Annotated in this window: 23 protein-coding genes; 18 read left to right on the top strand and 5 right to left on the bottom strand. The window is 36.0% G+C overall.

What is annotated here, in order from left to right:
* Positions 1–256: 256 nt before the first annotated feature.
* Together spoIVB and spo0A are read left to right on the top strand one after the other, a co-directional pair.
* Positions 257–1,570: a SpoIVB peptidase gene (spoIVB, locus tag Gferi_RS00225; protein WP_069973696.1), complete on the top strand. Its 1,314-nt coding sequence runs from the start codon at positions 257–259 to the stop codon at positions 1,568–1,570.
* A gap of 188 nt (positions 1,571–1,758) precedes the next feature.
* Positions 1,759–2,565, top strand: coding sequence for a sporulation transcription factor Spo0A (spo0A, locus tag Gferi_RS00220; RefSeq protein ID WP_069973695.1), 807 nt, complete (start codon positions 1,759–1,761; stop codon positions 2,563–2,565).
* Positions 2,566–3,125: 560 nt separating this feature from the next.
* On the opposite strand, the gene Gferi_RS27860 is transcribed toward spo0A, so the two are convergent.
* Entirely contained in the window at positions 3,126–3,293 is a 168-nt protein-coding gene (locus tag Gferi_RS27860) for a hypothetical protein (RefSeq protein ID WP_156782285.1), read from the bottom strand.
* Between the two features lie 266 nt (positions 3,294–3,559).
* Between Gferi_RS27860 and steA the strand changes: the two genes are divergently transcribed.
* The 7 genes from steA (at position 3,560) to Gferi_RS00190 (ending at position 10,227) form a co-directional block, all read left to right on the top strand.
* Positions 3,560–4,681, top strand: coding sequence for a putative cytokinetic ring protein SteA (steA, locus tag Gferi_RS00215; RefSeq protein ID WP_069973694.1), 1,122 nt, complete (start codon positions 3,560–3,562; stop codon positions 4,679–4,681).
* Positions 4,682–4,700: 19 nt separating this feature from the next.
* The gene (locus Gferi_RS00210) at positions 4,701–5,588 is read left to right on the top strand and encodes a copper transporter (protein WP_069973693.1); all 888 of its coding nucleotides are present in this window, start codon (positions 4,701–4,703) and stop codon (positions 5,586–5,588) included.
* A gap of 11 nt (positions 5,589–5,599) precedes the next feature.
* Entirely contained in the window at positions 5,600–6,286 is a 687-nt protein-coding gene (locus Gferi_RS00205; protein ID WP_069973692.1) for a glycosyltransferase family 2 protein, read from the top strand.
* On the top strand, positions 6,283–7,098 hold the full coding sequence (locus Gferi_RS00200; protein WP_069973691.1) for an MraY family glycosyltransferase: 816 nt from the start codon (positions 6,283–6,285) through the stop codon (positions 7,096–7,098). The genes Gferi_RS00205 and Gferi_RS00200 overlap by 4 nt, the downstream gene beginning before the upstream one ends.
* 333 nt (positions 7,099–7,431) lie before the next feature.
* Positions 7,432–8,940 carry a sodium-dependent transporter gene (locus tag Gferi_RS00195; RefSeq protein WP_069973690.1) on the top strand — a complete coding sequence of 503 codons (1,509 nt, stop codon included), beginning with the start codon at positions 7,432–7,434 and terminating at the stop codon, positions 8,938–8,940.
* Positions 8,941–9,042, top strand: coding sequence for a MetS family NSS transporter small subunit (locus tag Gferi_RS27855; protein WP_156782284.1), 102 nt, complete (start codon positions 8,941–8,943; stop codon positions 9,040–9,042).
* Positions 9,043–9,144: 102 nt separating this feature from the next.
* Entirely contained in the window at positions 9,145–10,227 is a 1,083-nt protein-coding gene (locus Gferi_RS00190) for a DUF3866 family protein (RefSeq protein ID WP_069973689.1), read from the top strand.
* Here Gferi_RS00190 and Gferi_RS29005 read toward each other — a convergent pair.
* Positions 10,199–10,333 carry a hypothetical protein gene (locus Gferi_RS29005; RefSeq protein WP_257785964.1) on the bottom strand — a complete coding sequence of 45 codons (135 nt, stop codon included), beginning with the start codon at positions 10,331–10,333 and terminating at the stop codon, positions 10,199–10,201. The two genes, Gferi_RS00190 and Gferi_RS29005, sit on opposite strands and share 29 nt — an antisense overlap.
* Positions 10,334–10,499: 166 nt before the next feature.
* Between Gferi_RS29005 and spoIIM the strand changes: the two genes are divergently transcribed.
* The 7 genes from spoIIM to scpB all read left to right on the top strand — a co-directional run bounded on the left by spoIIM (position 10,500) and on the right by scpB (position 17,629).
* Complete coding sequence (gene spoIIM / locus Gferi_RS00185; RefSeq protein ID WP_069973688.1) at positions 10,500–11,132, top strand: stage II sporulation protein M; 633 nt, start codon at positions 10,500–10,502, stop codon at positions 11,130–11,132.
* 146 nt (positions 11,133–11,278) lie between these two features.
* On the top strand, positions 11,279–12,163 hold the full coding sequence (gene xerD, locus Gferi_RS00180; RefSeq protein WP_069973687.1) for a site-specific tyrosine recombinase XerD: 885 nt from the start codon (positions 11,279–11,281) through the stop codon (positions 12,161–12,163).
* A 90-nt stretch (positions 12,164–12,253) separates the two neighbouring features.
* Positions 12,254–13,423, top strand: a complete 1,170-nt coding sequence (locus Gferi_RS00175; protein ID WP_069973686.1) for a phosphopentomutase — start codon at positions 12,254–12,256, stop codon at positions 13,421–13,423.
* 33 nt (positions 13,424–13,456) lie between these two features.
* Positions 13,457–14,782: a pyrimidine-nucleoside phosphorylase gene (locus tag Gferi_RS00170; RefSeq protein ID WP_069973685.1), complete on the top strand. Its 1,326-nt coding sequence runs from the start codon at positions 13,457–13,459 to the stop codon at positions 14,780–14,782.
* Between the two features lie 98 nt (positions 14,783–14,880).
* Positions 14,881–16,059: a D-alanyl-D-alanine carboxypeptidase family protein gene (locus Gferi_RS00165; RefSeq protein WP_236932672.1), complete on the top strand. Its 1,179-nt coding sequence runs from the start codon at positions 14,881–14,883 to the stop codon at positions 16,057–16,059.
* A gap of 244 nt (positions 16,060–16,303) precedes the next feature.
* A complete protein-coding gene (locus Gferi_RS00160; RefSeq protein ID WP_069973683.1) occupies positions 16,304–17,059 on the top strand; it encodes a segregation and condensation protein A in 756 nt (251 codons plus the stop codon).
* On the top strand, positions 17,060–17,629 hold the full coding sequence (gene scpB / locus Gferi_RS00155; RefSeq protein ID WP_236932671.1) for an SMC-Scp complex subunit ScpB: 570 nt from the start codon (positions 17,060–17,062) through the stop codon (positions 17,627–17,629).
* Between the two features lie 42 nt (positions 17,630–17,671).
* Here scpB and speB read toward each other — a convergent pair whose 3' ends face one another.
* From speB to Gferi_RS00140, 3 genes are all read right to left on the bottom strand, one after another.
* Complete coding sequence (speB, locus tag Gferi_RS00150) at positions 17,672–18,523, bottom strand: agmatinase (protein ID WP_069973682.1); 852 nt, start codon at positions 18,521–18,523, stop codon at positions 17,672–17,674.
* On the bottom strand, positions 18,510–19,364 hold the full coding sequence (speE, locus tag Gferi_RS00145; RefSeq protein WP_069973681.1) for a polyamine aminopropyltransferase: 855 nt from the start codon (positions 19,362–19,364) through the stop codon (positions 18,510–18,512). The genes speB and speE overlap by 14 nt, the downstream gene beginning before the upstream one ends.
* Before the next feature lie 201 nt (positions 19,365–19,565).
* Positions 19,566–20,105: a helix-turn-helix domain-containing protein gene (locus Gferi_RS00140; RefSeq protein WP_069973680.1), complete on the bottom strand. Its 540-nt coding sequence runs from the start codon at positions 20,103–20,105 to the stop codon at positions 19,566–19,568.
* 244 nt (positions 20,106–20,349) lie between these two features.
* Between Gferi_RS00140 and Gferi_RS00135 the strand changes: the two genes are divergently transcribed.
* Both Gferi_RS00135 and ytfJ read left to right on the top strand, forming a co-directional pair.
* The gene (locus Gferi_RS00135; protein WP_156782283.1) at positions 20,350–21,021 is read left to right on the top strand and encodes a DUF2953 domain-containing protein; all 672 of its coding nucleotides are present in this window, start codon (positions 20,350–20,352) and stop codon (positions 21,019–21,021) included.
* Complete coding sequence (ytfJ, locus tag Gferi_RS00130) at positions 21,002–21,454, top strand: GerW family sporulation protein (protein WP_069973678.1); 453 nt, start codon at positions 21,002–21,004, stop codon at positions 21,452–21,454. The genes Gferi_RS00135 and ytfJ overlap by 20 nt, the downstream gene beginning before the upstream one ends.
* Positions 21,455–21,519: the final 65 nt, after the last annotated feature.

Here is a 21,519-nt window from a genome sequence, read left to right as displayed (position 1 = left end):
AAGAAAGTAAAGACGTTTAGTAATAAAATTTCTTTTTCCAGATCCTTTGCTGACACTCAAGGTGACAGTATTGATTTTTAACCGAATTAATTTCTTAAAATCAATAGTGAAAATCATTCTTTTCTGATTAAGGTGTTAATTACAATATTTACGTAGCATAATACCTTTTAATTCAGGCTAAATTAAATGTATAGCCATTGAAGATTTTGAGGAGGTGTATGAAAACTCTTTGGGGAAAATGGGAGTGTGATCATTATTGATTGGTAATAGAAGAAGGTCCGTTCTTTCATTGTTTTTCTTTGCAGTTTTATTAACTGCTTTTTATGTGTTTTTGATAAAGGAATATACTGCTTATCCAAATCATTTAAAGATGTTTGAAGGCGAATCTCAAAGCTTAGAAATAAGATTTCCTTTAAGGCTAAGTGAAAAACAGACGGATCATAACATTATACAACTCGTCAAAGAAGGCAGTAAAAGTAATGACAAGGTCCATCTAAACTCTCTGCAAATAGGAAGTACAAACTTAGATTTAAGATTGTTTGGTTTTGTACCTTACCGTAGCTTGACAGTGGATGTGATTCCTAAAATTAAGGTAATTCCCGGAGGTCAATCAGTAGGTGTAAGGTTAAATACAAAGGGTGTCTTAGTTGTAGGTCTAGAAGAAATTGAAGGAATTGACGGAAAAAAATATAATCCCGGTTATACGGCGGGATTATCTATCGGTGATAGTATTTTAGAGATCAATCAGGAAAATGTTAGAGATGCAAATCATGTAACTTCTATCATAAACAACATTAGTGTTAAGAATCAACCGGTTAATCTAAAGGTAAAAAGAGGAGATAAGTTAATCCAGCTAACCATTCAGCCAATACAATCAAAAGATGAGGGAGAATACCGATTAGGTTTGTGGGTAAGAGATAAGACGGCTGGTGTTGGCACACTGACTTTCTTTCACCCGGATTCTATGAAATTTGGTGCACTAGGACATGCTATAACCGATATCGATACTGGGCTTTTATTAACTGTTGAGAATGGTGAAGTAGTAAAATCCAGAGTAGCTTCTGTTGAACAAGGTAAAAGAGGGAAGCCTGGAGAAATTAAAGGGATTTTTTATGATACCCTAAAACCGATTGGAAATCTGGAAAAAAATACCCACTATGGAATTTATGGAAAAGCTTATGAATCCATAAGCAATGTACTTTATGAAAAACCTATGGAAATTGCTTTTCAACATGAAATTAGAGAAGGAAAGGCTACAATTTTAACGACTTTAGATAATGATGAAATTAAAGAATATGAAATTTATATAGAAAAGGTCAATCGTCAGAAAAACCCTAACACAAAAAGCATGGTGATTCGGGTTACAGATGAACGATTACTGTCTAAAAGCGGTGGTATTGTTCAAGGAATGAGTGGCAGCCCAATTATTCAAAATAACAAGCTTGTAGGTGCAGTTACCCATGTATTTGTAAATGATCCGACGAAGGGTTACGGATTATTTATTGAATGGATGATGCAAGAAGCTAATATTCAAGCCTATAGTAGCAGCAAGATTGCTAATAATGATTAATATTCTGCAGAAGAGAGTGCTTTTAAAGGATTTAATTAAAAGTACTCTCTTACATATTACTTTAAAAGAAAAACTTTAAAAAAATATGCTAATCTTTTCCATATAAGAAGGAAATTTTATATCTTTGTCGAATTAATTTTTACAGAAGATAATATAGAAAATAGAAAGATTTTCAGGGGGGTAATTTAGTGAAAAGTATTAGTGTTTTGATTGCAGATGATAACAAAGATTTTTGTGAAATCTTGAGTGAGTATCTAGGCAAGCAAGAGGATTTAGAAATCGTAGGAATAGCAAAAGATGGTTTAGAGGCAATTGAATTAATATCTCAAAAGTCACCGGATGTATTGGTATTAGATATAATTATGCCGCATTTGGATGGTTTGGGTGTTCTTGAAAGATTGGCAAGCATGAATCTTGAGAAGTTTCCTAAGGTAATTGTATTGTCTGCAGTCGGACAAGATAAAATTACGCAACGAGCAATTAGCTTAGGCGCCGATTATTATGTTGTAAAACCTTTTGACTTTGAAATATTTATTAAACGAATCCGTCAACTAACAGGGAACACAATTGCAGCATCAGAAAGAAGAAAAAACTATAATGATGTTATGATTCAAGGCACATCTAATGCTCCTGGAAAAAACAGAAGTCTTGAAGCAGAAATCACCAATATTATCCATGAAATTGGTGTACCTGCCCATATCAAAGGATATCTATACTTGAGAGAAGCCATCACAATGGTCGTTGAAAATATAGAATTGCTGAGTGCTGTAACAAAGGAATTATATCCTTCTATCGCGAAGAAGTTCAACACCACACCAAGCAGGGTGGAAAGAGCTATTCGACATGCAATTGAAGTAGCTTGGAGTAGGGGAAAAGTAGATACCATTAACAAATTATTTGGTTACACCGTACACAATGATAAAGGCAAGCCAACAAACAGCGAATTTATTGCCATGGTTGCTGATAAGTTAAGATTAGAGCAGAGAGCTGTTTAAACTTGATATAGCAACAGATGCAGAGTTCGTAAATATTTAACAACTAGTTTCGAAAAGCTCATCAACTCTCTTCTGAACCAATAAATGGTTTCTTATTAAACTAACAAACACCTTAAATTTATTGAGTTTTTAAAACCAATATTTTAGAGGTGTTTTTTTTTGTGAAAATGACAAGACTTAAATTCGTTGTAGCCGATTTTTTTATATGTACCTATCCCCTATAAAATAAGAAACATTTAAGAGAATATATATGTGTTTCATGGGATATAAAGACTAATGTAACAAAATAGTTATTGTGTTACATTGACACTTATGTTTAACCTGTTGCAAATTCAACGTGTTTTCCCATACCTTCTAAAGTAACATAATGTAATTGACTTTAACATTGAATGTAATATATCATTGAGTAGTTTAATGTAATAATATTATGTTCACCATATAGTAATTTTATTATCATTAAGGATTCATTCGGAGGAAGAGTAAAGTATGGCTGAAGAAAGCACATACCAAATCATATGAAGGGCAGAATGAATTCTGCGTTTTTGTGTTTCACGCAGTAATTATGACAGCAGGTCAAGAATCATTTTCTCAGTTAACCTTATATTCAGATCCTGCGCATATTGTTTCAGCATATTTTTCTGCAAAATATAATGTACTTTATTTGCTTTTAATCGATCTACAAAATCATGAAGTACTGCCAACCGAACTTTAAATACAAATATACTCATTTCATTCACCTTTCCTTTCGTCATAGTATTCGTAGCTCTGAATCATTTTAGGGACCTAAAAAAGTTACTAAATTCTTCATTATTTTCTATATTTATCCTTCATTATAGTTTTTTTCTCAACATTTTTATAAAATGTATAAAATTCCCTATTCTTTTCAAATAATTACAGTAGCCATAGGTTATTGTTGCTTTTTTATGTTATAATAATGAGGTTGTTTAATTGCCTTCATTTTATACCAATGATGAAAGGGGATGGGAGGTAGGTTATGGTCATCAAATCCGTTGCTAGAGTAGACAAAAAAACAAAAGAACTTGTAAAAAGGCTACAAACCAATGAGATTGCAGTTATTAATCATCGAGATATCGATGAGGTGGCAGCAAACTCGCTAGTTGCTTGTAGACCAAGACTTATCATAAACGCAGATCAATCTATGAGTGGTCGCTATCCAAACCTGGGACCTGGTATTCTAGTCAAAGCTGGTTTACCCGTATTAGATCAAGTAGGTCAAGAATTATTTGAGTTGATCCAAGAGGATGACATATTGGAAGTCATTGAAAATGATATTTATCGAAATGATGAATGGCTAGGCTCTGGAATCTTGCTTACTGAGGAAGTAATTAAGAGTAAGTTAGAAGAAACAGAAAAAAACTTTTCGATAGAATTGGATAAATTTATTGAAAACACCTTAGAATATGCCAAAAAAGAGAAAAGTTTTATTTTAGGTAATTTAAAAATTCCAGATGTCAATACTGATTTTAAAGGAAGACATGTATTGGTTGTTGTCCGGGGGCAAGACTACAAGGAAGATCTAATGGCTATCAAGGCCTATATTGAAGAATTCAACCCAATCCTAATAGGTGTAGATGGTGGTGGTGATGCACTTTTGGAGTTCGGGTATGTGCCGGATCTGATCGTAGGAGATATGGATAGTGTTTCTGATCAATGTCTGCTAAGCTGCAAAGAGATTATTGTACATGCTTATCCGGACGGACGTGCGCCAGGCTTAGAGCGGGTTGAACAGCTGGGATTGAAGAGCATTGTATTTCCTGCACCTGGAACCAGTGAAGATATCGCGATGTTAATGGCTTTTGATAAAAATGCTGATTTGATTGTAGCAGTAGGAACGCATTCGAATATGATTGATTTCTTAGAAAAGGGTAGAAAAGGAATGGCCAGTACTTTTCTCGTACGATTAAAAGTGGGCTCAAAATTAATCGATGCAAAAGGTGTAAATAAATTACAGCGTGAAAGTATTAAGTTTAAATATTTGGTAGGGCTTGTTTTTGGAGCATTGATACCAGTTTTTATTGTGGGACTTATGTCGCCACAAGTACAACAGATCTTAAAGTTGCTTCATATTCGTCTAAAATTTATCTTCGGATTATAGTAGGGGGAATGATGTCATTATGGTTGTAAACTTGAAGTATTATGTACTTTCTTTTGTAGCAATCTTTTTAGCCTTAGGCGTAGGTATATTTATTGGCGTAATGCTGGATGGACAGGAAATGATTGTTGAGCAACAGCAGCAACTTGTACAGCAGTTGGAGAGTAAATTTGATGAGTTTAAACAAAAACAGGACGAACTCCAAGTCAAAAATGACCTGCTCACTGTAGAAAGGGAAAAGAATTTAAAGTTTATTGATACAGTTTATCCGGAAGCAATTCAAGATAAACTTAAGGACTTGGATATTGTAATTATCGAAACAAGTGAGGATTACGCCTATTCAGGTTTAATCGATGCCTTTCAGAAGGCTGGTGTAAACAGTGTATCCAATATTTTGATAAAAAACACCATCTTGCTGAATGATGATGCCTTTGCACAACAAATTGCTGCTGATTTAAAACTTAAAGGAAAAACTGCAGCAGAGATTGAGAAGCAGTTATTGAAAGAATTTCATGATGCATTGATGAAAGGAAACAATTTTGAGTTGATTCGTTATTTAAAGGAAAAGAAAATCATAGACTATTCTGGAAACCTTACTTTTCCTCCAGATTATGTTTTAATCGCCGGCGGGAGTACGGAATCCGGTAAAGAAATTTTAAATAGAATTGACATTCCTTTAATCACTTATTCCAAAAATAGTAATATACCTGTGATAGCTGTTGAAAAATCAAATGTACAGATATCAGGCATCAGTGATTATAAAAAACTAAGAATCTCTACTGTGGATAACGTAGATACCTTTGCAGGAAAGATATCTACGTTAATGGTTGTAAGCGGAAGGTCCGGCCACTTTGGTGAAAAGGATACTGCCGAAGCTTATATGCCGGAAGGGTTTATAACGATTGATTAGGAGATGAGTTTGTGACAAAGAGAATTACCGTAATATTACCTGCTTATAATGAAGAAGACCGTGTCTCAGCTACAATTGCTGGTTTGCATAAGTCTAATTATGTGAACCGAATTCTTGTAATTGATGACGGCTCAAAGGATCAAACTTCTAAAGCAGCTGAGACTGCAGGTGCAGAAGTATATCGAATGCCTGTCAATGCCGGCAAGGGCTATGCAATGCAGCAGGGTGTAATGAAAACAGTCCATGACAGCGATATTATCGTGTTTTTAGATGCTGACATTGGCGAAAGCGCTTCCGAGATTGATAAACTGATTGAACCGATCTTTCTTGGAAGAGCGGATGTTACCATCGCTCGTTTTCCTGCGGCAAAGAAAAAGGGTGGTTTTGGATTGGTGAAAAATCTGGCAAAATACGGTGTTCAGTTTTATACAGGAAAGACAATTACTACCTCCCTTTCCGGCCAACGGGCATTCAATGCAGAGGTGTTAAAGTCTTTTGGCAATATCCCTGTAGATTATGGGGTAGAGGTGGGAATGACTATAGATCTATTGAGGATGGGCTATCAAATTCAAGAAGTAGATGTAAACATGACTCACCGGGAAACTGGCAGAGATCTTAAAGGATTTATTCATCGTGGGAAACAGTTTTACCAAATCTTAGCAACCTTGATTCGTAAGTCTAAAGGAGTGATGAGATGATGCTTGTGCCAATCAGGAGTTTTTTATTCTCCTTTCTGCTAGGCAGACTGATAATTCCCATGTTTACACACCTTTTAGAAGACAGCGGCAGTGTTAAAAGCAATTTTCGCGGAGAAATTATTCCTGTTGGCATGGGATTAATCTTCGTACCTGTAATTCTGCTCAATAGCATAGCAGTGATTGTTTTTGTAAGGCCTTCACATTTATTATCCATAGCAGCATTTTTAGCAGGTACCTTTGGAATGTGTTTCGCAGGAATGCTGGATGACTTGCTAGGGAATAGGAATGTCACTGGATTAAAGGGCCATATTCGTTCTTTTTTTCAGGGCAAGCTGACAACAGGCGGTTTCAAAGCACTGTTTGGTGGTTTTTTAGCTTTCTTCATTAGTATTTTGTTTTCTGAAGGATTGTTAAATATTCTCATTAACAGTTTAATGATCGCTTTATTTACAAACTTTAACAACCTGTTAGATTTAAGACCCGGCAGATCTATAAAAGGATTTCTTCTATGCCTTATTCCCTTGTTCTGGATTCCTGTTTCCGTAGAGCTTCGGACTTCCCTGTTCGGATTATTAGGCGTTGTACTGGCATATACTCCCTATGACCTAAAAGCCAAGGCAATGTTAGGAGATGCAGGCTCTAATGTTCTAGGAATTTCATTGGGAATTCTATTTATTAACGGGCCTTTTTTATTCCGTATCATTGCATTAGCATTATTAATTCTCATTCATGGGATTACAGAGAAATATTCTCTTACAAAAATTATTGAAAATAACAAGTTCCTGAATTACGTAGATCAAATAGGCAGATAGCCTATTTGATCTACTAATGTCATATAATTAAAAAAATTTAATATTATTACAAAAATTTATATAATTTGATTGACAGCCCCCATTTCCGTTGCTATAATTGTAATATCTTGTCGAAAACCCCATAGATTATTTGGTTTATTTATCAGCCTCATAGATATTTTAAAAGATTGATTGAAAAGTCAATTTTTTTTCATGAAATAAGTCAGAAAATTGAGGCATTTGATAAATAAATAACAAAATTATTCATTCTTTTATGGGGATTGAATCAATATGCAGAAGGGAGGATTCAAGAAGTTTAGAGGCATAAAATACTATTTACGAGGAGGAAAATCAATGGCACAGAACAGAGATCAATGGGGATCTAAACTTGGATTTATACTGGCTGCAGTAGGTTCAGCCGTTGGATTGGGTAATATCTGGAGATATCCGTATTTGCTATATTCAAGTGGAGGGGGCGCATTCTTAGTTCCATACTTTTTTGCTTTGCTTACTGCCGGTATCCCGCTTATGATATTAGAGTATGGATTTGGCCATAAATTTAAAGGATCTACACCGATGTCTTTAGCAAGAGCGAATAGAAAATGGGAATGGCTCGGATGGTGGCCAAGCTTGAACTCATTAGTTATTTTAATCTATTATTCTGCAATTCTTGGATGGGCAATTAATTATCTTATTTTCTCATTTACCCAATCTTGGGGAGCGGACACAAATACATTTTTCTTTGGTGAATTCTTAAACCTTTCTGACAGTGTATTTAATTTTGGTGGATTTAGGCCAGCCATATTTGCCGGAATGACACTCATCTGGTTCTGCAATTGGTTCATTTGCTACCGAGGGGTATCTGGCGGTATAGAAAAATTAAATCGTATTTTATTGCCAACCTTAATTGGTATTATGCTAGTAATTACCCTTCGCGGCGTGACCTTGCCCGGAGCTACAGTGGGATTAAACAAACTGTTTACACCAGACTGGTCTAGAGTATTGGATCCTAAGGTCTGGATTGCTGCTTACGGACAGATCTTTTTTTCCTTAAGTTTAGCAATGGGTGTAATGATCACATATTCCAGCTACTTGCCTGAAAAAACCGATATTAACAACAGTGCTTTTATGACTGCTTTTGCAAATTGTGGTTTTGAATTTATGGCAGCCCTAGGTGTATTTGGTATCTTAGGCTTTATGGCTACAAGTCAGGGTGTAGCCATTGAAGAAGTAGCAAAGCAGGGTGTAGGATTGGCCTTCGTAGTGTTTCCAAAAGTATTTACGCTGATGGGTCCTCTAGGTACAATCTTTGGTATCTTATTCTTTGTCTGCCTCGTATTTGCCGGCTTAACATCATCTGTTTCCATGGTTGAAGCCTTTTCTTCAGCAGTGATTGATAAAACAGGGGCAGATCGTAAAAAAGTTGTTACGGCAACAGCGATTTGTGGCTATTTGGTAGGTACAGTATTTGCAACTGGATCTGGATTATATATCCTAGACATTGTGGATCATTTTATCAACTCCTATGGTATTGTCGTGATTGGACTTGCAGAGGCTGCAATCGTTGGCTGGTTATACGGCGCCCATAAGATCAGAGAACACGTTAATCCGATTTCCATCTATCCAATTGGCAAGTGGTGGGAAGTGATGATCAAGTTTGTCACGCCAACAATATTGGCTTTCATGCTAATACAAAACTTCATTGCTGAAATTAAGGCACCTTATGAAGGCTATCCAATCTCTGCACTTCTGTTATTAGGCTGGGGTGTAGTAGGAGCAATTATCATTGTTTCTTTTATGATAAGTGCAAAGCCTTGGAAAGAAGGAGCATTGAATATTCCTGCAATAAAGGGGGTGAAGTAGATGTCTACAACCTCAATCGTCTTTTTCTTATTTGGAGCTATTGTTCTATGGGGTGGTTTGGCAACTACCTTAACGATCGCAATGAAGGACGGAAAGAAATAATTTTATCCCCTGGTGGTATTTGACTAGGGGATTTTTTATGGCTATAAAATGCTAAACAGTTGTATAATAAGTATGATACCATATGGAAATGAGGAAACAGAGATGCTAAGTGTTAAAATCGGAAAGGTTGTTAGAATTATCAGAGAAGAAGCAGAGCTCACAGAAATCATGGTTGACATTGATGATCATGAGTCCAGAGCGATAAACTATAATCAATTAAGCGGAGGTGTAGAAGTAGGGGACCGGATTTTGCTAAATACCACTGCAGTGGAATTACAGCTTGGCACTGGGGGTTATCACTTCGTCATCAGCAATCTAGCACACCCTGAACATGCGTTGACTCCAGGTGGACATATCATGAAATTAAGGTATACGCCTTATCAGTTAAAGGTTTTTTCTTCTGAAGAACAAGAGAGTCCTTATCATGAAGTATTCAATTCTTTTGAATCGCTTCAGCAAATGCCTATTCTGGTGGGTACCCTTCATAGTATGCTTGCACCAGTAGTCTCTGTGTTAAAGCATTATAAACCAGATTGTAAGATTGCCTATATCATGACGGATGGCGCAGCCTTACCTGCTTCCCTAAGTAATGTAGTCAGAAATTTGAAAAAAGAATCTATGATTGCAGGAACCATTACTGTAGGGAATGCATTTGGCGGAGACTTAGACTGTATCAATATCTATAATGGGCTCATTGCCGCCAAAGAGGTTTTGAAATGTGATGCAGCGGTAGTTGCTATGGGCCCTGGAATCGTAGGCACTGGAACGAAGTATGGGTTTACAGGAATTGAACAAGGAAATATCCTTGATGCGGTTAATGATTTATCCGGCAGCGCCATTGCTATTCCGAGAATCAGTTTTGCAGATGCAAGGGAACGACATCATGGCTTAAGCCATCATTCTATCACAGTTTTAGAAAAAATCGTAAAAACGAAAGTATACCTAGGTATACCTTCTTTTGAACAGCAAAAAAAAGAAATCCTCTGCAATCAGATTACTACAGCCGGAATCCAAGAGAAGCATACACTTCAGTGGATTGAACCGGAAGCACTTTATAACATACTCAAGAATTCTAAATTAAAATTTAGCACCATGGGCAGAGGTTTAGAAGAAGACAGAGAATTCTTTATTACCGCTGCCGCAGCTGCACAGCTAGCTATTTCATGTTTAACTGATCATGAATAGCATCCTCTACTGTGGTATATTGGTTGCCTAAATCTTCTAATGCCTCCAATAAATCAGAGATTTTTCCTATAAAATAGATTTGATTTTTAGTAATAATTCTAAGCATTTTCATCACTTCCTAATAGACGTATTTTTGTTTTTTTATAATATGATGGTTTGTCCGATATTATTCCCATAGAATTTATATAGGACAAACAAAAAAAGACAAGTCATATTCTTTTTCTTCACTGCATAAGAATGGTATAGGTGGACAGGGAAGGGGGTAGCTTGTCTTGTTTAGGAAATTACGAGAAGTTATATTGAAGCATATTCAGGGTAATATCTTGATCTACTTTATTGTTATCCTGTTCTTTATGGTAGGTATATCTTCAGGTGCTTTTACTGTAAAAGCTCTAAGTGACCAGCATAAAGGAGAGCTAATCAGCTATATGGAAAGCTTTTTTCAAATTTTAAGTCAGAAATCCTTTGACGCTTTTTCTGTATTAAAGCAATCACTGATCAATAATCTTCAGACAGGAATCCTGACCTGGATTCTTGGCGTAACGATCATCGGTATTCCCTTGATCCTATTGATTATCGTCATTAGAGGCTTTATCTTAGGTTTCACCGTTGGATTTTTAATTGAGCAAATGGGTTTAAGTGGATTCTTTTTTTCTATTTTTGCAATTCTTCCGCAAAACCTTTTTATTATACCAGGGATTATTATAATTGCCGTAATCGCCATCAGCTTCTCTGTTATGATCATTAAAAGCAAGTTAAATAAGAATTATCAAATAGATATGGGAAGACAATTCATGCTTTATAGTACAGTTATCTCTATGGTTTTTCTTGTCATTCTCATTGGTTCTATTGTAGAAGCATATGCTACACCTATTTTCATGCGCTTTGTGTCTCAATACATGTAGCTTTTTCACTGCGACATTTCCTTAGGTTATTGCTATTATTTAGTAAATTCTTTTATCATTTTAGCAAAAGAATGAAGGAATTTTAATAAGTATGTTGAATACATAGTACTTATAAGATGTATTTGGGAACAAAGGGGACAAGTAGAATGAATATGCTATTGAATGATTTTATCCATTATCTAACCCATGAAAAGGAATTATCAAAAAATACTTTAGAGTCCTATAAAAGGGATATCTCACAGTATATTGAGTTTTTACAGGATAAATCAGTGATAAGTTTTAAAGATACCAATAAAACTACGATCATTACATATTTGCTTCATCTGCAGAAAATGGGCAAAGCGACTGCTACAATATCGAGAAGCCTTGCCTCGATCCGCTCTCTCTATCAATTTCTGCTAAATGAAAAAATGATAGAAAAGGATCCTACCCTTAATCTTGAATCACCTAAATCTGAAAAAAAGCTGCCTAGCGTACTGAGTTTAAAGGAAGTAGAGTTGTTGTTGGCACAGCCCGACGAAAAAAGCGAAAAGGGTGTAAGGGACAAGGCGATGCTGGAATTATTATATGCTACGGGCATCCGTGTCACAGAGCTTGTGTCTCTGGATCATAATCATCTTAATCTCGATATGGGTTACATAAAATGCTGTAATGGTGCAAAAGAACGAATCATTCCTATTGGCAGTATGGCTAGAGATGCTATTGGAAAATATGTTACCCAATGCAGACAAAATCTTGTTCGTGATCAAGAGGAAAAGTCCTTATTTGTTAATTATCATGGGTCCCGTCTGACAAGGCAAGGATTTTGGAAAATTATTAAAATGTATACGCAGAAAGCAAAAATAAACAAAAAAATCACACCCCATACCCTAAGGCATTCCTTTGCGATCCATCTTATTCAAAACGGTGCCGATTTACGGTCTGTACAGGAGATGCTGGGGCATTCCGATATATCTACTACCCAAATCTATACACAACTTTCAAAAAATAAGATTAAGGAAGTTTATAATAAAGCCCATCCAAGAGCCTAAAGGGCTCTTTCTTTTTTTAGGGTTTCGTTACTTTTCCACTGTACGGGGTATAATATCCTTGTTATTTAAATCAAGTGAGGAGGTTTTCAAATGATTAATCGAGTAAATATTTTTGTATTAGATAGCGTAGGCATTGGAGAATTGCCAGACTCTCCAGCCTTTGGCGATAAAGGCGTTGATACTTTCGGAAATATTGTAAAGGCCTGTGGCGGTATTCAAATACCCAATCTTCTAAAACTTGGATTTGGAAATATAGAGGGAGTAAAAGGTGTAGACGCTATAGCTGCGCCGTTAGGTGCTTATGGCAGGGCTGCCGAAAAATCTAACGGCAAGGATACCACAACTGGACATTGGGAGATCGCAGGACTCCATATTGAACAACCTTTCCAAACTTACCCTGAGGGTTTCCCTAAGTTTATCATGGATGCCTTTGAAGAAAAAATCGGCAGAAAAACCCTCGGCAACATTCCGGCTTCCGGTACGGAAATTATTGAACAATTGGGTCCAGAACATATGAAAACCGGCTCTCCGATTATCTATACATCGGCAGACAGCGTGTTCCAAATTGCTGCTCATGAGGAGATCATCCCAATTGACGAATTGTATCAAATTTGTGAAATAGCAAGAGAAATGTTAATGGGTGAAATCCAGGTTGCACGGGTTATTGCGCGTCCTTTTATCGGCTCACCGGGAAACTTCGAAAGAACCTCAAATCGTAGAGATTATTCTGTAAGCCCCTTTGAGCCTACTCTATTAGATATAGCTAAAAATAATGGCCTGGATGTAATTGCAGTTGGAAAAATAGAGGACATTTTCAATGGCCAAGGTATTACAGAAGCTGTTCATACAAAAGACAACATGGATGGTATCGATCAAACAATAGAATATCTTAAAAGGGATAGTAAAGGAATTATTTTCACAAATCTCGTTGATTTTGATGCCAAGTATGGTCATCGTAGAGATCCTCAAGGCTATCGCCAAGCGCTAGAGGCTTTTGACCTGCGATTACCCGAGCTTTTAGAGCGTCTAAAGGAAGATGATATCATTATTTTAACAGCAGATCATGGCAATGATCCTACCTATAAAGGAACAGACCATACCCGTGAATATATTCCGATCCTTGTATATGGTAAAAAAGTAAAACAAAATGTAAATATCGGCACCAGAACTTCTTTTGCAGATATTGCAGCAACAGTAGCAGATTTGTTAAGTATAGAAAAACCTGCTATCGGTACCAGCTTTAAAGAGCTTATTATCTAGCGATAATATATTTTTCATAAGAGGTGATTGTCCATGAGAATGTATGATGTCATTTATAAAAAAAGGCAGGGTATGGTCTTAAATAAAGAGGAGATAGAATTTTTTGTTACCGGATATACAAATGGAACGATTCCAGATTATCAGGCTTCTGCCTTAATGATGGCAATTTACTTTAATAAAATGTCCAAGGAGGAAACCTTCTACCTTACAGATGCGATGATGCGTTCTGGAGATCAGATCGATTTATCACAGATTGAAGGAATTAAAGTAGATAAGCATAGTACTGGCGGAGTCGGCGATACCACTACACTCATCGTCGGCCCTTTAGTAGCAGCCTGTGGTGTTCCTGTGGCAAAAATGTCCGGAAGAGGACTGGGGCACACCGGTGGCACCATAGATAAGTTAGAATCTATTAAAGGCTTTCATGTAGAGATAAGCAACGAGGAATTCCTTCGCAATGTTAACCAGATCAAGCTGGCTGTCATCGGACAATCTGGTGATTTAGCCCCAGCAGATAAAAAGCTGTATGCATTAAGAGATGTAACTGCAACTGTAGATAATATTTCTCTCATTGCCAGCAGTATCATGAGCAAGAAACTGGCCGCCGGTGCCAATGCCATTCTTCTGGATGTAAAAGTGGGAAGCGGTGCTTTTATGAAGGACTTTGACAGCGCAGTCAGCCTTGCAATGGAAATGGTGGAAATCGGAAAAGCAATGGGGCGAGAAACAATCGCAGTATTAACAGATATGGATCAACCTTTAGGCTATGCTGTAGGAAATAGTTTAGAGGTTCAAGAAGCTATTGAAGTCCTTAATAATCGCGGACCTGAAGACCTTAGAACCCTTTGCGTAAAGTTGGCTAGTTACATGGTTCTTCTGGCGAAAAAGGCAAATACCCTTGCAGAAGCAGAAGCTACGGTTATAGAAATGCTGGATTCTGGCGCCGCACTTAAAAAATTCAAAGCTTTTATTCAGGCGCAAGGAGGAGATCTCACAGCCATAGATCATCCCCAGCAGCTTCCAAAGGCAAGATATAAAAGAAATGTTGTTGCTTCTGTAAATGGTTATATTCAATCGATAAAAGCTGATGATATTGGCGTCGCTGCCCTTAGTCTAGGTGCTGGCAGAGAAACAAAGGATTCAACTATTGATTTGGCTGCCGGTGTCATGATGTATAAAAAGGTAGGAGATCTCATTAAAAGAGGCGATGTGATTGCAGAATTACATGCAAATAATGAAAGCAAATTGGACGTGGCAAATACCACTATAACCAATGCTATCACCTATTCAGACCGAAAGGTGGAAAAACTAAAACTGATTAAGGCGGTCGTAACAGATAAAGGAATTCAACCATTATAATTATAAATGATACCTTTCGTCAATTGCATCCTCCGACTGTGCATAACTGTAATCTTGACTGGTTAAGCTAAGATTAAACGAAAATGCAAGGAGGACATATGATGAGGTATAAACTACATAGAATATTGTTTTTATTAATTGCTGTAACCCTTATTTTAAATCCAGCCTTTTTTCCAGTTTATGGTGAAGAATTTGACGTAGATGCGAAGTCTGCTATCCTGATGGATGCATCCACAGGAAAAATACTCTATGAAAAGAATATTCATGATAAATTACCTCCCGCAAGCGTAACAAAAATTATGACAATGCTGTTAGCGATGGAGGCCCTTGAAACAAAAAAGATCTCCTTAGAAGATAAAGTTATAATCAGTGAAAGGGCCTCTAAGATGGGAGGCAGTCAGCTTTATCTTGAACCCAATGAGGAAAAAACAGTAGAGGAATTAATGAAGGGAATCGCCCTTGCTTCCGCTAATGATGGCTGCGTTGCTATTGCCGAGCATGTAAGCGGAACTGAAGAGATGTTTGTAAAGAGAATGAATGAAAGAGCTAAAGAATTGGGAATGAATGATACCCAGTTTATGAACACCAATGGTTTACCCCAGGACGGTCACTATACCAGTGCATATGATATTGCAGTTATGTCAAAAGAATTATTAAAATACCCGAAAATACACGATTGGTTAACTATTTGGATGTCAAATATAAAGGTAGGACTTCCGAATAAACGGCAAACCACAATCGAATTGGTCAATACAAATAAACTTATACGCACATATCCTGGGGCTCATGGCATCAAAACAGGTTTTACTTCAGAGGCTAGGTATTGTCTTTCTGCTTCAGCCGTAAAAAACAACTTAACTCTGATTGCCGTTATTTTAGGTAGTCCAACTTCTGATATTCGTTTCGCAGAAGCTAAAAAACTGTTAAATTATGGTTTCGCATCCTTTAGTGCAGTACCCATTGTTCGTAAGGACGAGGTGATTGACGAACTTCAAGTTGAAAAGGGCAAAGCTTCTACTGTAAAAGCTGTCGCTAAGGATCATTTAAATGCCCTTGTTAAAAAAGGTGAAGAGAATAGTGTGGAGAAGGAGATTATTCTTCCAAAACAAATCAAGGCACCCTTTGCTGCCGGTGAAAAAATTGGTGAAATAATCGCTAAAAAAGATGGACAGGAAATCGGACGCATGGATATTATAACAGATGTTGAAGTGGCACCAGCATCCTTAATAGATATATTTGGAAAAATACTTAATAAAGTATCAAAACCAACTAAGTAAACAAAATCCTTGAAAGCAATTATGTAATTAATTGCTTTCTTTTTTTCCTTCTTTCAGCTTATTCTAGAACCTTCAATAGATGTGTTATAATAAAAAATATAGTCATTGCGGTCTTCAAATGATAGAATATAGAGAGAAAATCAGCAATAACCTCAAAAAACTAAATCTAAGTCATATTGATGTATATCAGCTACATCCATAAGCAGATAACCTTTTGATTTATACGAAGGAGTAGGTGGGCATCTTGTCATACAATGTAAAACTTGAAACCTTTGAAGGTCCTTTCGATCTTTTGTTTCATTTGATCGAAAAGGAAGAAGTAGATATCTATGATATTCCGATTGCTAAGATTACTGCACAATATCTTGCCTATATTGAAGAAATGCAGCGGGTTGATTTAGAAGTTGCCAGTGAATTTTTACTTATGGCGGCTACACTTATCGAGATTAAATCTAAAATGCTGCTGCCAAATATAAAGGAAGAACAATTAGCTTTGAATATCGACGATATTGATCCGCGTCAAGAATTGATTACACGCTTAATTGAGTATAAAAAGTATAAAAACATTGCTCTTGAATTAAAGAAAAGGGAAGAGGAGTACAAAAAAATATTTTATAAACCGCAAGAGCAATTAGATGAATATATTAAATATGAATCCAATGAGGTCTATGATCTGAATATTACTGATCTTATAAACGCAGTCAATAACATTTTTCAGAAGAGAAAAAATATAAATGTTACAAAGTTTTTTGTCAATGAAATTAAAAGAGACGAAATATCTATTGAGATGAAAATGAAGCAAATTCAAAACTATCTTATGACGAAAATTTCAGTTCGCTTTGATGAGCTATTTGAAGATGCGATGAATAAACGAGAAATCATTGCAACCTTTATTGCATTATTAGAGCTGATGAAACTAAATTTTCTCGTAGTACAACAAAGTAATATTTTTGGTGAGATACTGGTAAAAAGAAGAATAAGTACAAATGAGGTGCAATAAGTGGAAGAAAGAGAGAAGGAAAAAGAGATCAAATCAATGATCGAAGCAATGTTGTTTATATGGGGTGATCCATTATCGGCCAAGAACATCGCTGATGCACTCAACCTTCCTACAGAATATATACGGAAGTGTGTATTAGAGTTAAAAAGAGATTTAGAAACTGAAGATAGAGGCATTCAGATCATAGAGATTAACAATAACTTTCAAATGTGTACCAACAGCAGGCACTTCGAGGCCATACAAGCATTGTGTACTCCTGCACAAAATAAAGGATTAACCCAGGCTGCATTAGAAGTATTGGCTATTATTGCATACAAGCAGCCAATTACGAGGCATGAAATTGAGGCCATTCGCGGCGTTAAAAGCGATAAAGCGATTAATACGCTCATAGAAAAAGGATTGATCATAGAAAACGGAAGACTGGAAAAGACCGGTAGGCCAATCTTATATGGTACTACCGACAACTTTTTAAAATCCTTCGGTCTTAGCTCATTAAAGGAGTTGCCTGAAGTTAGTGAATTTGATAAATTAGATTTTCAGGAAATAATGACCCCAGAAACCGAAGCATAAAACTCGGTTTCTAGGGTCATTGATTTTATTTTTTATAGATAATTAGAGTATCAGCATTAATTCTCTAATAATTTTTGAGGCTACTGCTGTAGATACGCCTGTTGGATCATAATCGGGAGCTAGTTCTACAACATCTGCCCCTACTATATTTAGGGAATCTAATTTTTGCAGTATGTCTAACATATCTGTAAAAGATATCCCTCCTGGCTCCGGTGTACCTGTTCCTGGAAAAATTGAGGGGTCAAGGATGTCTAAGTCAATGGTTACATAGACAGGCTTGTCTTTGATCTTTTGGACAACTTCATCTAACTTGTCATATCCATATTTATTCATAAAGGTATGGCCTTCTTTTTCTGCCCAATAGAATTCTTCCTTGAGGCCAGATCGGATACCAAATTGATAGATCCGTCCATCTCCCAGAAAATCCCATACCTGCTTGATTACTGTTGCATGGGACAATTCCTCACCCATATAATCGCCTCGGAGGTCTGTATGGGCATCAAAATGGAGTACTACTAGATCCGGATGCTCTTCAAATACCGCTGAGATAACAGGCAGGCTCACCAAATGCTCTCCACCGATCATCAATGGTTTCTTTTGATGCTTTACTACATGTTGCGCATATTCTTTGATCGTATCCATAACCGCATATTTATTGCCAAAGATCAGATCAATATCTCCTGCATCATGAATTTTTCGATCTTCTAAATCTCGATCTAAATAAGGACTATAGGTTTCGAGTCCGTATGAATCGATTCTTATTTTATTTGGTGCAAATCTTGAGCCAGGGCGAAAGGAGCAGGTTCCATCAAAGGGTGCTCCAAAAATGATGATCTCACTTTCTTCGAAGCTTTTCTCGCATCCAATGAAGCAATAGCGATTAAAAAGTTCCATGTTCAATCTTCTCCTTTACATAATTCGGTAATGCAAAGCAGCCTCTATGTAGAGCAGTATTGTAGTATTTTGTATGAATATTGAGTCCATTCCATACATCTTCCTTAATATCCTCAATTGGATGATATTTTTTAGATGCAAAATTAAAAAGCCAGTAGCCCCCTGGATAGGTTGGTATATTTGCTTGATATACATGTACGGAAGGGAACATTTTCTTTAATTTTTTATTCGAGCTAATTCCAACTTCAAAAAACTTTTCATAAACTGGTGTTTCATTTTGATTGATAAGAATTCCATTTTCAGTCAATGCTGTATAACAGTCACTATAAAATTCAGTCGTAAATAAGCCTTCCCCAGGACCGATAGGATCTGTAGAGTCAATTAATATTAGATCATATACTGCTTCTTTTCCTTTTATAAATTTGATGCCATCTTCATAGAGTACTGTAACTCTTGGATTGTCCACTTCACAGGATACAGCAGGAAAATATTCTCTAGCTGCATCAACAACCAATTTATCGATTTCTACCATATCTACATGTACAATGCCAGGATATTTCATTAATTCTCTTACAGTTCCGCCATCGCCACCACCTATGACTAGAACATTTTTTATATCGGGATTGACAGCCATGGAAACATGTACAATCATATCGTGGTAAACAAATTCATCTTTTTCTGTAACCATTACAAGACCATCTAAAGTCATAAGTTTCCCATACTCATATGTATCAAGAATATCCAGCTTTTGAAACACACTTTCTCCTGTAAATAAATGTTCTTTTACTTGAAGTGAAAATCTTACATGATCAGTATGACTTTCTGTGTACCATAAATCCATTTTTATTCCTCCTTAATTTCCATAAATAAAGGCGGGAGCAGTGACCCCACCTTTTTTATTCAATTTCATAATTAAACAGTCACTTTGGACTGTATTATAACTTCTTGAAATTTATCATTTCCATATCTTCTTTTTTTATCCACCTATGCAGATAGTATATGGTTGTGTGATTGAGGTTCATAATCAAGCATTTACAATCTGCTAGAAGGATGGGGGACTTGCTACCCATAATACGGTTGCAGGCTTGTTGGTTACATTTTCTAAATAGTGAATTTTACTAGACTTAAAGGAAAAACTTTCACCTTTTTTTACTTTATATTTTTGCTTGCCAATGCAAAGATTAATTGTTCCTTTAAGCACATATCCAAATTCTTCACCCTTATGAGGGGATTCAATATTACTTGTACTGCCGGGATTTAAAGTGATAAGTATTGGCTCCATTGTATTTTTTTGTGCGTTCGGAATCAACCACGATATTATGTATCCCAAGTCTTCATTTTCCGTAGAATAGATATCTTCTTCAGTAAATACGATCTTGGTCTCTAGTTCCTCATTAAAGAAATTCTTTATATCTGTACCTAAGGCTTCTAGAATATCCATCAGTGTTGCAATAGAAGGAGAAGTCAAATCTCTTTCTATCTGCGATATAAAACCCTTTGTCAGGTCACAACGCTGTGCTAGCTCATCCTGTGTCAATTCATTTAATATCCTCAATCTCTTAATTTTTTCACCAATATCCATTTGTATCACCTCAGCTTTTCTAAAGCCAAAAAACTCATAAAAAATTTCGTTTTAGTAAACTTTTTGTTTACTATTTCTTATATTTAGTTTTATTAAACTTTTTGTTTACACATATTAAATATAAACGAATTTCAAAAAAAGTCAATACCTTTTCATCGGATTCTGAGGGAACTATTTTCTCTCCTGCATTAGGTTTATTTTCATACATACTTGGAAAAAATATACTTATAATTGGAAATTAGAGGTGATTTTATTGCCGATTTACCTATGGATTATTGTTTTTATTTTTTGTATTCTTCTGATTATTTTTTTTATGCCTATTTCAATTCGAATTCAAATAAAAAAAGATCAGCGAGATGATCGAATTGCATTAACTTTTAAAACCTTATTTGGCTTGGTAAACTATAAGATGGAATTGCCTATTATCGATTGGATCATATCTCCGAAGCAGGAGCCAATTTTAGAAATTGATACAAAAACTAAAGCAGATATGGCCCCGAATCCCAAAACCAAGAAAAAAAATTTTCTTGATCTTAAAGAAATCGATCACTATCAAAAAAGATTTAGCAATTTTTTTGAACGCTATTATAAAGTGCTGCTTTATATAAGTAAAAAAATTGTTCTTAAATCTTTTCAATGGAAGACGATTTTAGGTACAGGTGATGCTGCGATTACTGGGACAATTATAGGTGTTGTCTGGGCTGTTAAAGGTATTCTTGTATCTATTCTGCAAAATCACATTCGTTGTGAAGATATCGATATATTGGTAAATCCAAGTTTTCAAGAACAACGCTTTATTACAAACCTGGATAGTATAATTCATGTTAAAACAGGCCATATTATTATTGCAGCATTAAAATTAGGTATCGTATTTATTATAAAAGGTGGTGAAGGAAATGGGAGCTCATCCAATTGAAGCTTTAATGAAGACAACAATGGAAAGCTTAAAGGATATGGTTGATGTAAATACAATCGTAGGAGATCCAGTGGAAACACCAGATGGAACTGTGATCATACCAATATCTCAGGTATCCTTTGGTTTTGCATCTGGGGGCGGCGAATATCATGCTGTAAAATCCAACGGAAAAATTGGTGAGGATTCGGAAACCAGTGATAAATTGCCTTTTGCTGGTGGAACAGGTGCAGGTGTATCTGTACAGCCAGTTGCCTTTATGGTGGTAGGTAATGGACAAATGAAACTACTTCCTGTAGATCAGAATGCCAACATGATTGATAATATCATAAACTTTACACCAAAATTATTAGATAAAATTCAATCGATGACGGAAAAAAGAAGCGAGAAAAAAACGAATAAAACCGTAATACAAACAGAAGTATTAGATGACTAAATAAGGACGAAAAATCTCGTCCTTATTTTATTGCAGGGATCAACCATCCTGTATAGAATATACAT

The organism is Geosporobacter ferrireducens (genome assembly GCF_001750685.1).
GTDB lineage: Bacteria > Bacillota > Clostridia > Peptostreptococcales > Thermotaleaceae > Geosporobacter > Geosporobacter ferrireducens.
This window is presented reverse-complemented; position numbering and strand designations above follow the sequence as displayed.

Excerpts from the sequence above, each read along its gene's own strand:
- Gferi_RS27860 (WP_156782285.1), bottom strand. The coding sequence starts at position 3,293 with ATGAGTATATTTGTATTTAAAGTTCGGTTGGCAGTACTTCATGATTTT.
- steA (WP_069973694.1), top strand. The coding sequence starts at position 3,560 with ATGGTCATCAAATCCGTTGCTAGAGTAGACAAAAAAACAAAAGAACTT.
- Gferi_RS00210 (WP_069973693.1), top strand. The coding sequence starts at position 4,701 with ATGGTTGTAAACTTGAAGTATTATGTACTTTCTTTTGTAGCAATCTTT.
- Gferi_RS00200 (WP_069973691.1), top strand. The coding sequence starts at position 6,283 with ATGATGCTTGTGCCAATCAGGAGTTTTTTATTCTCCTTTCTGCTAGGC.
- Gferi_RS00195 (WP_069973690.1), top strand. The coding sequence starts at position 7,432 with ATGGCACAGAACAGAGATCAATGGGGATCTAAACTTGGATTTATACTG.
- Gferi_RS27855 (WP_156782284.1), top strand. The coding sequence starts at position 8,941 with ATGTCTACAACCTCAATCGTCTTTTTCTTATTTGGAGCTATTGTTCTA.
- Gferi_RS00190 (WP_069973689.1), top strand. The coding sequence starts at position 9,145 with ATGCTAAGTGTTAAAATCGGAAAGGTTGTTAGAATTATCAGAGAAGAA.
- Gferi_RS29005 (WP_257785964.1), bottom strand. The coding sequence starts at position 10,333 with ATGCTTAGAATTATTACTAAAAATCAAATCTATTTTATAGGAAAAATC.
- xerD (WP_069973687.1), top strand. The coding sequence starts at position 11,279 with ATGAATATGCTATTGAATGATTTTATCCATTATCTAACCCATGAAAAG.
- Gferi_RS00175 (WP_069973686.1), top strand. The coding sequence starts at position 12,254 with ATGATTAATCGAGTAAATATTTTTGTATTAGATAGCGTAGGCATTGGA.
- Gferi_RS00170 (WP_069973685.1), top strand. The coding sequence starts at position 13,457 with ATGAGAATGTATGATGTCATTTATAAAAAAAGGCAGGGTATGGTCTTA.
- Gferi_RS00165 (WP_236932672.1), top strand. The coding sequence starts at position 14,881 with ATGATGAGGTATAAACTACATAGAATATTGTTTTTATTAATTGCTGTA.
- speB (WP_069973682.1), bottom strand. The coding sequence starts at position 18,523 with ATGGAACTTTTTAATCGCTATTGCTTCATTGGATGCGAGAAAAGCTTC.
- speE (WP_069973681.1), bottom strand. The coding sequence starts at position 19,364 with ATGGATTTATGGTACACAGAAAGTCATACTGATCATGTAAGATTTTCA.
- Gferi_RS00140 (WP_069973680.1), bottom strand. The coding sequence starts at position 20,105 with ATGGATATTGGTGAAAAAATTAAGAGATTGAGGATATTAAATGAATTG.
- ytfJ (WP_069973678.1), top strand. The coding sequence starts at position 21,002 with ATGGGAGCTCATCCAATTGAAGCTTTAATGAAGACAACAATGGAAAGC.